The organism is Porphyromonas sp. oral taxon 279 str. F0450, from assembly GCF_000292995.1.
Classification (GTDB): domain Bacteria; phylum Bacteroidota; class Bacteroidia; order Bacteroidales; family Porphyromonadaceae; genus Porphyromonas; species Porphyromonas pasteri.
Genome location: NZ_ALKJ01000016.1, coordinates 176,558 through 188,476, shown reverse-complemented (window position 1 = coordinate 188,476; position 11,919 = coordinate 176,558). Strand labels below are relative to the sequence as shown.

Annotated in this window: 10 protein-coding genes and 1 rRNA gene; all 11 read right to left on the bottom strand. The window is 55.1% G+C overall.

All coding sequences use genetic code 11. The features are described 5' to 3' along the window. Nucleotides 1-1,268, bottom strand: a 23S ribosomal RNA gene (locus HMPREF1323_RS03680); the annotation flags it as partial. Nucleotides 1,269-2,142: 874 nt separating this feature from the next. Continuing rightward, complete coding sequence (locus HMPREF1323_RS03675; protein WP_009432759.1) at nt 2,143-3,783, bottom strand: ABC-F family ATP-binding cassette domain-containing protein; 1,641 nt, start codon at nt 3,781-3,783, stop codon at nt 2,143-2,145. A gap of 103 nt (nt 3,784-3,886) precedes the next feature. Continuing rightward, on the bottom strand, nt 3,887-5,197 hold the full coding sequence (locus tag HMPREF1323_RS03670) for a UDP-glucose dehydrogenase family protein (RefSeq protein WP_009432684.1): 1,311 nt from the start codon (nt 5,195-5,197) through the stop codon (nt 3,887-3,889). Between the two features lie 32 nt (nt 5,198-5,229). Continuing rightward, nucleotides 5,230-5,628, bottom strand: a complete 399-nt coding sequence (locus HMPREF1323_RS03665; RefSeq protein ID WP_009432724.1) for an HIT family protein — start codon at nt 5,626-5,628, stop codon at nt 5,230-5,232. Between the two features lie 14 nt (nt 5,629-5,642). Next, a complete protein-coding gene (gene greA / locus HMPREF1323_RS03660) occupies nt 5,643-6,113 on the bottom strand; it encodes a transcription elongation factor GreA (protein ID WP_044115645.1) in 471 nt (156 codons plus the stop codon). A 422-nt stretch (nt 6,114-6,535) separates the two neighbouring features. Continuing rightward, complete coding sequence (dinB, locus tag HMPREF1323_RS03655) at nt 6,536-7,618, bottom strand: DNA polymerase IV (RefSeq protein WP_009432711.1); 1,083 nt, start codon at nt 7,616-7,618, stop codon at nt 6,536-6,538. Between the two features lie 39 nt (nt 7,619-7,657). Further along, the gene (locus HMPREF1323_RS03650) at nt 7,658-8,062 is read right to left on the bottom strand and encodes a DoxX family protein (RefSeq protein ID WP_009432773.1); all 405 of its coding nucleotides are present in this window, start codon (nt 8,060-8,062) and stop codon (nt 7,658-7,660) included. 103 nt (nt 8,063-8,165) lie between these two features. Beyond that, entirely contained in the window at nt 8,166-8,990 is an 825-nt protein-coding gene (gene tsf, locus HMPREF1323_RS03645; protein ID WP_009432787.1) for a translation elongation factor Ts, read from the bottom strand. A 143-nt stretch (nt 8,991-9,133) separates the two neighbouring features. Beyond that, nucleotides 9,134-9,928 (bottom strand): 30S ribosomal protein S2, encoded by a 795-nt coding sequence (gene rpsB, locus HMPREF1323_RS03640; protein ID WP_009432742.1) that lies wholly within the window; start codon nt 9,926-9,928, stop codon nt 9,134-9,136. 157 nt (nt 9,929-10,085) lie between these two features. Beyond that, nucleotides 10,086-10,472 carry a 30S ribosomal protein S9 gene (gene rpsI, locus HMPREF1323_RS03635; RefSeq protein WP_009432809.1) on the bottom strand — a complete coding sequence of 129 codons (387 nt, stop codon included), beginning with the start codon at nt 10,470-10,472 and terminating at the stop codon, nt 10,086-10,088. A gap of 15 nt (nt 10,473-10,487) precedes the next feature. Continuing rightward, nucleotides 10,488-10,943: a 50S ribosomal protein L13 gene (rplM, locus tag HMPREF1323_RS03630; protein WP_009432733.1), complete on the bottom strand. Its 456-nt coding sequence runs from the start codon at nt 10,941-10,943 to the stop codon at nt 10,488-10,490. Nucleotides 10,944-11,919: the final 976 nt, after the last annotated feature.

Below are 11,919 nucleotides of genomic sequence, written 5' to 3'. Positions count from 1 at the left end.
CTCCAGCAAGAGTTGTCCTCTCACCTTCAGCGCCGCTAGAATGCTCCCCTACCGATGTTTACACATCCCACAGCTTCGGTAAATAGCTTATGCCCGATTATTATCCACGCCAAAGCACTCGACTAGTGAGCTGTTACGCACTCTTTAAATGAATGGCTGCTTCCAAGCCAACATCCTAGCTGTCTTCGCACTCTGACTTCGTTTGGTCAACTTAGCTATTATTTCGGGACCTTAGCCGATGGTCTGGATTCTTCTCCTCTCGGACATGGACCTTAGCACCCATGCCCTCACTCCGTGGATATTACTTAACGTGCATTCGGAGTTTGTCTGGACTTGATAGCCGGTGAAAGCCTCGCATCCAATCAGTCGCTCTACCTCACGTAAGAAACTCCACAGGCTGCACCTAAATGCATTTCGGGGAGTACGAGCTATCTCCAAGTTTGATTAGCCTTTCACCCCTACCCTCAGTTCATCCGAAAGCTTTTCAACGCTTACCGGTGCGGTCCTCCAGTTGGTTTTACCCAACCTTCAACCTGACCAAGGGTAGATCACTTGGTTTCGCGTCTACTCCCTCTGACTAAACCGCCCTATTCAGACTCGCTTTCGCTTCGGCTCACGTGACTCTTCATCACTTAACCTTGCCAGAGAAAGTAACTCGTAGGTTCATTATGCAAAAGGCACGCAGTCACAGCTCGAAGCTGCTCCTACCGCTTGTAGGCAGACGGGTTCAGGATCTATTGCACTCCTCTGTTCGAGGTTCTTTTCACCTTTCCCTCACGGTACTGGTTCACTATCGGTCTCTCGGGAGTATTTAGCCTTACGGGATGGGCCCCGCAGATTCACACAGGATTTCACGTGTCCCGCGCTACTCAGGATACCTCTAAGTCCAACGAACATTTTCGGATACACAGCTGTCATGTTCTATGGCCGGCCTTTCCAGACCGTTCTCCTAATCTTGTCTTCCTATATCGAGGTCCTACAACCCCAGTTTTGCCGAAACAAATCTGGTTTGGGCTGTTCCCCGTTCGCTCGCCACTACTAAGGGAATCACTTTTGTTTTCTTCTCCTATGGGTACTTAGATGTTTCAGTTCCCCACGTTCGCTCACTGCTCTGCAGTGTGACATGTCTTCTACATGCCGGGTTGCCCCATTCGGAAATCTACGGATCAATTTGTATGTGCCAATCCCCGTAGCTTATCGCAGCTTATCACGTCCTTCGTCGCCTCCGAGAGCCAAGGCATCCACCGTCTGCCCTTATCTGTTTTTGCGCCTAACGTACCCCAATATTGCTACCGGAAATACGCAGGTTGTATACTAACTTATTATATATGCTCTACGTTGTTTTCTCGTTTGTTTTTATCAAGTATGTCAATGATCGCTAAGAGGGCCGCTGGTGTAAACCTTGTGACACCTCTGTAAGTCAATCATAAGCAAGTCACCTTACTTATATTGTCGTCGCTAATGTCTGCCTCCCCTTCCTCAGCTACCCTCGCTCGGGTCAGCTCGTCTTCGAGGCGGTTCGTTTCTCGTTTGCGGTTGCAAAGATAGAGCAAAAACTAAATACAAACCAAATCTGCACGCAAAATATTTCTCAAGAGCCCCCGTTGAGTTGCATTCATTTTCCCATAAGCAAGCAACTTACATGGGGTGAAAAATTTTTCAGATTCATTCACGAGAAGAGGGGATATGTAGGGGTAGAAGGAGGGAAGCTGTGCCTGAAAGAGCGTGCCGTAAGGAGAAATGAAGCACAAAGATAGTGGGGGCGGTTGTGTAGCGATATAGGGAGGCGTAGCATTGGCTGGGGGTGAAAGGCGCGCGGGAAGGGAAAAGCTCCCGTATACTCTCCTACCCCACTCAATATATATAGAAGGGGGTGCGATCAACCTATATTGGTCGGCGGGCGAACCTATATTGGTCGAAGCACCGACCTATATAGGTTGCTTTCGTGACCTATATAGCTTCGCCCGCCGACCAATATAGCTTCACACCACCCTACTAAAGGTAGCCTTCCCGCTACCCCTTCCAAAGAGAAAAAGCAACCAGTACTGGTCGTTTTCACCACCCTATAAACACACCGTCCGCCTACCCCACAGAGGGGATAGGCGGACGGCGTGTTTGCTACCTAATATATAAGGAGAGAGATTAGGAGGCGGAGCGCTCCAGCTCCTTGAGATTCTCGAGCTTCTTGCGCTGCATGAATTCGTAGATACCTTCGAGGTGCTCGGTGACCTTACCACCCCCGAACTCATAGACCTTGCTCACGAGGCCGTCAAGGAAGTCACGGTCGTGGGAGACGAGGATGAGTGTGCCATCATAGTTGAGGAGGGCTTGCTTGAGCACTTCCTTCGTCTTCATGTCGAGGTGGTTCGTCGGTTCGTCGAGGATCAGCAGGTTGTATGGCTCGAGGAGGAGCTTGAGGAGTGCCAAGCGCGTGCGCTCACCACCGCTGAGGACCTTGACCTTCTTCGTCGAAGCTTCGCCACCGAACATGAAGGCACCGAGGAGGTCCTTGATCTTCGTGCGGATCTCGCCCTCGGCTACATCGTCGATAGTCTGGAAGACGGTGCGCGTCTCATCCTCGATGGCCGCCTGATTCTGGGCGAAGTAGCCGATCTGGACATTATGGCCGAGCGTGAGGACACCTTCGTGCTCCAGCTCCTTCATGATGCAGCGCACGAGGGTACTCTTCCCTTCCCCATTCTTCCCGACGAAGGCAATCTTGTCGCCACGCTCGATCATCAGGTTGACATCCGAGAAGATACACTTATCGCCAAAGGCCTTGCCGACACCCTCCATCTGCACGGGATAGTTGCCCGAGCGTGGGGCAGGTGGGAAGCGCAGTCGGATAGCGGAGGTATCGATCTCGTCGACCTCGACCAGCTCGAGCTTCTCAAGCATACGCACACGGCTCTGCACCTGGTTGGTCTTGGAGTATGTACCCTTGAAACGCTCAATGAAGTCAGTCGTCTCGGCGATGAACTTCTGCTGCTCCTCGTAGGCCTTCATCTGCTGCTCGCGACGCTCGGCACGCAGGCGCTGGTACTCGGAGTAGTTCACCTTGTAGTCGTAGAGTCGACCCATAGTGATCTCGAGGGTACGCGTGGTGATGTGGTCAACGAAGGCACGGTCGTGGCTGATGACTACGACTGTCTGCCCCGTCTCGATGAGGAAGTCCTCAAGCCACTGGATCGACTCGATGTCGAGGTGGTTCGTCGGCTCGTCGAGGAGGAGGACATCGGGCTTCTGCAGGAGGAGCTTTGCCAGCTCGATACGCATACGCCAGCCCCCACTGAACTCGCTCGTCTGGCGCGTGAAGTCGCTTCGCTTGAAGCCAAGACCGAGGAGCGTCAGCTCGATAGCCTTGTCATAGTTGATCTCTTCGATAGCGTAGTACTTCTCACCCAGTGCAGACACCTCCTCGATGATCGCCATATACTCAGGGCTATCGTAGTCGGTGCGGGTATTGAGGGCTTCGTTGAGCTCCTCCATACGGGCTGCCATCTGGTGGATGTTGCTGAAGGCTTGCTCAGCTTCCTCGAAGACGGTGCGCCCGTCTTCGGTGAGGAGGTGCTGGGGAAGGTAGGCCACCTGCACACCCGAGGGGACGTTGACCTTACCGCGGGTCGCCTCACGCGTACCGCTGAGGATCTTCATCAGGGTGCTCTTACCGGCACCATTCTTCCCCATAAGGGCGATGCGGTCCTTGGGGTTGATGACGAAGGAAATATCTGAGAAAAGGGGTGCCCCACCGATCTCGACAGTGAGGGCATCGACTGAAATCATACGCTTTGCTTAGAGAATAGAAGTAGGAAAGGGGATGAGGGAGTAAAAGATCCCCCTATGTCAGGTGTACGGACACCCAGCATAGGGGGACGGGGCGGGCAGGCTACTGCCCTATCTGAAGGAGGGTGAAGCCGGCCTCGACGGGGTCGGTATCGAAGACGTTGCGTCCGTCGATGAGTAGCGGAGTCTTCACCGAGCGGTGAAGGACTTCCCAAGCAGGCATACGGAATGCCTTCCATTCGGTGACGTGGAAGATCGCATCGACATCGAGTGTGGAGTCGTAGACATCACGTGCGTAGCGGACGCGGTCGCCGAGACGACGGCGGGCCTCAGGCATGGCGATCGGGTCATAGACAGCGACCTCACAGCCAGCCTCGAGGAGGGAGTTGATAAGGACGAGCGAAGGCGCCTCACGCATATCGTCCGTCTCAGGCTTGAAGGCCAAGCCCCAGACAGCGACACGACGACCCTTCAGATCACCACCGAAGTAGCGGGAGAACTTCTCGAAGAGCACGTGCTTCTGCGCTTCGTTCACAGCTTCGACAGCTTCGAGGACGCGCATAGGACGGCCATACTCCTTCGCTGTGCGGATGAAGGCTTGCACATCCTTGGGGAAGCAAGAGCCTCCATAGCCACAGCCCGAGTAGAGGAACTTACTCCCGATACGGGCATCACTACCGATACCCTGGCGCACCATGGAGACGTTGGCACCGACGGCTTCGCAGAGGTTCGCCACCTCATTCATGAAGCTGATGCGTGTAGCGAGCATAGCGTTGGCCGCGTACTTCGTGATCTCTGCCGAGGCGATATCCATGAAGATGACGCGGAAGTTATTGAGAAGGATGGGCTTGTAGAGGCGCGTCATCAGCTCACGGGCACGGTCGCTATCGACACCGACGACGACACGGTCGGGGCGCATGAAGTCCTCGATAGCGTTGCCCTCCTTGAGGAACTCAGGGTTCGAAGCGACGTCGAAGGGAATGGACACGCCACGCTCACGCTGTGCCGCCTCGATCGTCTCACGGACCTTGAGGTAGGTACCTACGGGCACGGTGCTCTTGGTGACGACGAGACAATAGTCCGTCATCGCCTCACCGATAGCACGAGCTACGGAGAGGACGTGGCGCAGGTCGGCCGAGCCATCTTCGTCTGGGGGCGTACCGACAGCACTGAAGATAATCTCGACATGGGGCAGGACTTCGGCGATAGAGGTAGAGAAGTGTAGGCGTCCAGCCTCCACTCCACGACGCACAAGGGCGTCCAGACCCGGCTCATAGATGGGTATCTCCCCATCACGCAGGCGCTGGATCTTCGCCTCATCGACATCTACACAGTAGACTTCTACACCGAGGTCAGCGAAGCAAGCTGCGCTGACCAGTCCGACATAGCCTATCCCTACGATAGCAATGGGCATAATGCTACTCCTTAATTATATATGTATCGGTGTTACTTCGCTGGGGCTGCTTCACGCAGCTCACGGGCGATACGCTCCATCTCTTCGGCAGGGAGCTGGAGCTTCTTCTTCAAGTCAATATCTCCCTCAGCATTGATGGGCACGAGGTGGATGTGCGCGTGGTTGACCTCAAGTCCGAGGACGAGGACAGCGACCTTACGGCACTTCGTCACCGTCTGGATCTGACGGGCGACCTGCTTAGCGAAGACCATCATGCGCCCAAGCAGGTCATCCTCGATATCGAAGACGTAGTCGACCTCCTGGCGAGGTACGACGAGCGTGTGACCGGGCTGTACGGGGTTGATGTCGAGGAAGGCGTAGAACTCAGCGTCCTCGGCGACTCGATACGAAGGGATCTCCCCCTCGATGATGCGTGTGAAGAGCGTAGCCATGGAGCAAAACGAGATTAGATCGAGATATTGAGGATCTCAAAGTTCAGGAGGCCACCAGGCGTCTGGACCTCGACGACATCACCGACTTTGCGGCCCATGAGGCCCTTGGCGATGGGGGTGTTGACGGAGATCTTCTTCTCCTTGAGGTTCGCCTCGGTGTCAGAGACCAGCGTATAGGTCAGCTCAGCACCCGTCTTGGTATTGCGGATGGTGACCTTGCTCAGGATCTGGATGCTATCGGTAGAGATCTTCGACTCGTCGATGATACGAGCGTTAGCAACCTGTGCCTTGAGCTGAGCGATCTTCCCTTCGAGGAGGCCCTGAGCTTCCTTGGCGGCGTCGTACTCGGCGTTTTCCGAGAGGTCACCCTTATCGCGCGCCTCGGCGATCTGACGAGAGATCTCGGGGCGGTGAACGGATTCGAGTTCGTTGATCTCAGCTATGAGCTTGTCATAGCCGGCTTGTGTCATATAGTTATATGCCATAGTCGTAGTTGGGGAGTCATAGACTCCTGCCTAATTTTTGTGCGGCCTTGACCGCAAGTAAAAACAATAGTGAACCCTACTCCAGCCGATCGCTGTCGTAGGGTTCCTTCGCAAAGGTACGATTATTTATCTAAGGCAGGGTACCAGCTTAATTTATTTGCTCCCCCCACCCCATCAAAACCTTACGCCTCCTGACTTCCCGACTCCCAAGCACAGCAGGCGGGAAGGCATCGGCGTATATCCTGCAGATAGCGGCAGTCGCCACCATGCCTGTATAGAGCGACTTAGCCAACTATCCGCATACGATCCACCACGGAGCAAGACCACCCCGTAGGTCCCCTTCATCTGAACCTAATAGTGGTCTACGGGCGGACCACTATGAAAACGCCCCACTCGCCCGTAGTCGTACATCAGCGAGCTGGCTACTCCTCGTCTTCGGCAAAGGGCAGCCACTGCTGCACCCACATCCCCGGGCGAAGCTCCTCGGGCGGATGCGAGAGGGAGAGCCCCAAGAGGCGGATGGGACGGTCAGCATAATCAAGCGCGCGAAGAAGCTCCAAGCCACGCTGCAGAAGTAGCTCGAGCGAAGAGAAGGCTTCGGGGAAGGAAGCCGAGCGGGAGAGAACGGAGAAGTCGGCGAACTTCACCCGCAGTGTGAGCGTGCGCCCCGAGAACTGACGGCGCTGTAGACGCCCATCCAGCTCCTCGACCACCTCACGGAGGTGGGCTTCGACGACGAGGGGCTCGGCACTATTCTCCTCGAAGGTGCGCTCACAGCCGAGGCTCTTACGTACCCATTCGTAGATGACGGGGCGCTCATCTACCCCACGAGCGAAGTCATAGAAGACACGCCCCGCCTTACCGAAGTGACGGGTCAGCTGCTCGAGGCTTCGCTCTCGGAGGTCCGCCCCCGTGCGGATACCCAAGAGGTGCATACGCTCAGCCGTAGCACGCCCTACCCCCCAGAAGGCTTCGACAGGAAGCTCGGCGATGAAGTCCAGCGCTTGCGACGGATGGATCGTGCAGAGCCCGTCGGGCTTGCGCGCGTCGGAAGCAATCTTCGCGAGGAACTTATTATACGACACACCCGCCGAAGCCGTCAGCCCCAGCTCCTCACGGATGCGGCGACGGATCTCACGGGCTATCTCTACGGCCATAGGCTCCCCGACCTTGTTCTCCGTCACATCGAGGAACGCCTCATCGAGGGAAATCGGCTCGATGATATCGGTGTAGTCGCGGAAGATGCCGTGAATGGCTCGCGAGACTTCGCGGTAGCGATCGAAGTTCACCGGCACAAAGATGAGTTGCGGGCAGAGCTTGCGTGCCTTCGCCCCAGGCATCGCCGAGCGCACCCCGAAGCGCCGAGCTTCGTAGCTAGCAGCACAGACCACCCCACGCGACTCCGCTCCACCCACGGCAATAGGCAGCCCCCGAAGCTCGGGATGGTCGTGCTGCTCTACTGAGGCGTAGAAGGCATCCATATCGATGTGTATGATCTTGCGCATGGCGAAAGGAGAGGGACGGGCGGGCGGCTTCGGGCGGAGTTATCGGCTCTTGGGGCGCTGAGGCATCGGGCGCGTATAGGCCCAAGCCCAAGCGATGAGAGGGAGCTGAAGTGGCAGACGCACCAAGGCGAAGGTCAGACGGGGATCCGCCGTGGCCTTCATATTGAGGTAGGTCTGGACATTCGCAGGGAAGACCGCGATAAGCAGGAGGACAATACCCCACGCAGCCCACACACGCAGGCGAGTCTTCGGGCGAAGGACAAGAGCCACCCCCAGCACGATCTCGATGATACCACTCAGGGCAACGAGCGCTTCGTGAGCGGGTAGGTAGGGTGGCATCGTGCGTAGGTACATCTCGGCATTCACGAAGTGATTGATCCCAGCAGCGATATAGAGGAGGGCACAGAGGTAGAGCCCGACGAAGTAAAGGCGATAACGAAGCATCGGAACGTATAGGAAAAAGGTGACAAAAGCACTGACCCCCTACCGCAGGTGCGTTAGGGGGCCAGGCAGACCTGCCCTAAGCGGGCAAGCGTAGTACTTGAGATTATTCCGCTTTTAGCGTCACACGCTTGAAGGCAGTCACCGTGAGGCTCTTGCTCTGAGCCTGGAGGTACTGAGCGATGGTCAGCTTGTTGTCCTTGACGAAGAGCTGATCAAGGAGGGTATTTTCCTTGTAGTACTTCTTCAGGGCACCCTGTGCGATGTGGTCGACGAGATTCTCGGGCTTACCAGCTTCGCGAGCCTTTTCGCGAGCGAGGTTGAGCTCACGCTCCTTGACATCAGCGGGGACGTCTTCTTCGGTGATGCCGACGGGAGCCATAGCAGCGATCTGCATAGCCACGTCGCGAGCGACCTGAGCGTCAGTAGCTTCGTTGAAGGCTACGATCGTAGCGAGCATGTTCCCTGGGTGGATGTAAGAGGTCGTGAAAGCGCCCTGGACGAACTCGTATACACCGAGCTCCATCTTTTCACCAGAGACACCGCTGCGCTCGGTGATGTGGTCCTGTACGCTACGGCCGTCAGCCATAGGAGCAGCGAGGATTTCTTCCTTTGAAGCGCCCTTCTTAGCCTTAGCTACTTCGAGGATAGAGGAGACGAGCTTGATGAAGTCTTCGTTCTTAGCGACGAAGTCCGTTTCGCACTTGACGCCTACCATGACAGCATAGTCGCCTTCGTGAGCAGCGAGGATGCAGCCTTCTTCGGCTTCGTGGTCGCCACGCTTAGCAGCGATAGCCTGACCACGCTTACGGATGAGTTCGATAGCCTTGTCGAGGTCGCCAGCAGCTTCTTCGATAGCCTTCTTAACATCGGTGAGACCAGCACCGGTGAGGGCGCGGAGCTTCTTGATGTCTTCCAACAATTTACTCATGATGGTATCTTGTATTGAGTTAGAGTTCTTGTGATTGGCAGATAAGACCCGAGGACGAGCGGGTTAGACGGCTCATCCTCGGACTTATCTTACTGTATATCGCTCCCGTCAGGGAGTCGACAGGGTCGTCTCAGGCGGAGAGCTTAAGCTTCTTCGGAGGTAGCCTCAGCCTTGCGGCGGGTACGGCTACCCTTCTGTACGAGCTTAGCGCCACCTTCGCCTTCGCCCTTTTCCTGGCCCTTACCTTCGGCCTTGCGTTCCTGCAGACCTTCGGAGATAGCGCCACAGATAGCCGAGACGATGACTTCTACGGCAGCCGTAGAGTCGTCGTTAGCAGGGATGACGTAGTCGACATTAGAGGGATCGCTATTGGTGTCCACAATAGCGAAGACGGGGATACCGAGGCGCTGAGCTTCAGCTACTGCGATGTGCTCCTTCATTACGTCTACGACGAAGAGGGCGTTAGGCAGCTTGTTCATATCAGCGATAGAGCCGAGCGTAAGCTCGAGCTTAGCACGCTGACGAGAGATCTGGAGCTTCTCGCGCTTGGAGAGGTTATCAAACGTACCATCAGCAGTCATCTTATCGATCTCGGTCATCTTCTTGACGGCCTTGCGGATCGTAGCGAAGTTGGTAAGCATACCACCGGGCCAGCGCTCCGTGACATAAGGCATACCTACAGCCTTAGCCAGCTCAGCGACAGCGCCCTTGAGCTGCTTCTTCGTAGCTACGAAGAGGATCTTCTTGCCAGCCTTTGCCAGGCCCTTGGCGACTTCTGCTGCTTCGTCGACCTTAACAACAGTCTTGTGAAGGTCGATGATGTGGATGTCGTTACGCTCCATGAAGATATATGGAGCCATAGCTGCATTCCACTTACGGGTGAGGTGACCGAAGTGGGCACCTGCTTCTATGAGTTGGTCAAATGAAACTCTTGACATGATTTCGTTTACGTTCTATAAAGTGTAACAGAATTACTTTCAACTGCTTGGTAGGACGGAAGTCTTACTCCAGGGAGAAGACTCCCATAGCTCTAAGCAATTTAGATACTAAACGCGAAATAACACCCCTCAGGCCACAAGCCTGAGATGAGGGATATTAACGCTTGCTGAACTGGAAGCGCTTGCGTGCCTTGGGGCGACCTGGCTTCTTACGCTCGACGACACGAGAGTCGCGAGTAAGGAAGCCTTCTGCGCGCAGGGCTGGCTTGTCTTCTTCGTTGATCTTGACGAGAGCACGAGCGATCGCAAGACGAGCTGCTTCGCTCTGTCCCTTGAAGCCCCCACCCTTGAGGTTGATCTTGATGTCATACTTCTCTACGGCATCCAGAGTAGCCAGGGGCTGGCGTACGATATACTGGAGGATCGAAGAGGGGAAGTATGCAGCGATATCACGCTTGTTGATCGTGATCTTCCCGCTACCTGCTGCTACATATACGCGGGCTACTGCGGCCTTACGACGGCCAATGGCATTGATGAATTCCATACGTCCTGGTATATATTACTTGAGCTTGGAGAGATCGACGAGACGAGGCTGCTGGGCTTCGTGCTTGTGCTCTGCGCCGTCATAGACGTAGAGGTTAGCCAGGATAGCAGCACCGAGACGGTTCTTGGGGAGCATACCCTTGACGACCTTGCGGAAGAGGCGGTCAGAGCCCTTAGCCTGCAGGAAGCGGGGGCTGAACTGACGCTGCCCACCGGGGTAGCCAGAGAACTTAAGATAGACGCGGTCATCCCACTTCTTACCAGTGAGGACTACCTTGTCGGCGTTGATTACGATCACGTTGTCCCCGCAGTCTACGTGGGGCGTGAAGTTGGGCTTGTACTTACCGCGAAGGAGCTTAGCGATCTTGGAGCATACACGACCCAAGCTCTCTCCTGCTGCGTCCACGACGACCCACTCCTTGGTGACGGTCGCCTTGTTGGCAGAGACGGTCTTGAAACTTAAAGTGTCCATTCCTTCTGTCTTGTTGTTAATGATTCGACGAATAGCGATTCTACTTATAGCGACAGGTCTTCTCGTGGCCTTACCCTATAACTATGGGACACAGGCAAAGCGCACACTACTCTCCCAGTACTGGGCGATAAGACTCTGTCGATCCTCATAGACTCGCTGGGTACTATTTGATAAACAGCGCACAAAGATACAAAAAAACAAGAGACGCCGTGCACGACTCACTCCATCTCGTCCAAACACTGGGCGGGTACCTCTGTAGAAGTAGCGATACAGCCCGCATCCCCTCGAAGTATCACCCTCTAAAAGGCGGAGCAAGCTTCATCACGCCGAGCTGAAGATACCAGAACGTGCAAGGCGTGCAAAGCAGTAGTGGTCGGTGGTATGAACCACTATTGCTCCGTGCAAAAAGCAATAGTGGTGTGAGGTACAAACAACTATTGCTCCGAGTACAAACCAGTAGTGGTTTGCACACGAAATACTATTACTTCGAAAGCCTCACCCTATGAAAGCTCACTATACTCCATCAATAAGAGAGGCGAACCCTTCGGCAAGAAGGTCACCTGAGAGCGCGTAGCTACACACTTAGAGAGGCACAAAGCACGAGAGTCTCATACCCCCTCCCGCCATATCCGTCCGAGGGATAATGGTGACACACGGGAAAAAGAATCCCCCCCTTCCCCGCCGTATAAAGCGGCCTATATAGGAGTAGGTTGTTGCTACGAGTAGGGATAAAAGTTGCGGACGAGTAGCAGATAAGTTTGGGCTACGTACGTGGCTCTAATATCTACGTACGTGGATATTTGGATTTACGCACCTGGGCTTTAAGACGACGTACATAGATAGAGAAAAACCACTACGTGAAAGCGCTTTTTCCCTCATGAGAAGGACACTTTCCCCTCCGCTGGATAAGAGGAATACGCGCGATAAGGCGAAGGACTTGCTTGACTACTTCGGGGGGGGCATATCGGGGAACTGT

What these genes read in the sequence shown, in the direction of transcription:
- tsf (WP_009432787.1), bottom strand. Translation starts at nt 8,990, where the DNA reads ATGAGTAAATTGTTGGAAGACATCAAGAAGCTCCGCGCCCTCACCGGT.
- greA (WP_044115645.1), bottom strand. Translation starts at nt 6,113, where the DNA reads ATGGCATATAACTATATGACACAAGCCGGCTATGACAAGCTCATAGCT.
- HMPREF1323_RS03675 (WP_009432759.1), bottom strand. Translation starts at nt 3,783, where the DNA reads ATGATTTCAGTCGATGCCCTCACTGTCGAGATCGGTGGGGCACCCCTT.
- rpsB (WP_009432742.1), bottom strand. Translation starts at nt 9,928, where the DNA reads ATGTCAAGAGTTTCATTTGACCAACTCATAGAAGCAGGTGCCCACTTC.
- HMPREF1323_RS03665 (WP_009432724.1), bottom strand. Translation starts at nt 5,628, where the DNA reads ATGGCTACGCTCTTCACACGCATCATCGAGGGGGAGATCCCTTCGTAT.
- rplM (WP_009432733.1), bottom strand. Translation starts at nt 10,943, where the DNA reads ATGGACACTTTAAGTTTCAAGACCGTCTCTGCCAACAAGGCGACCGTC.
- HMPREF1323_RS03650 (WP_009432773.1), bottom strand. Translation starts at nt 8,062, where the DNA reads ATGCTTCGTTATCGCCTTTACTTCGTCGGGCTCTACCTCTGTGCCCTC.
- dinB (WP_009432711.1), bottom strand. Translation starts at nt 7,618, where the DNA reads ATGCGCAAGATCATACACATCGATATGGATGCCTTCTACGCCTCAGTA.
- rpsI (WP_009432809.1), bottom strand. Translation starts at nt 10,472, where the DNA reads ATGGAATTCATCAATGCCATTGGCCGTCGTAAGGCCGCAGTAGCCCGC.
- HMPREF1323_RS03670 (WP_009432684.1), bottom strand. Translation starts at nt 5,197, where the DNA reads ATGCCCATTGCTATCGTAGGGATAGGCTATGTCGGACTGGTCAGCGCA.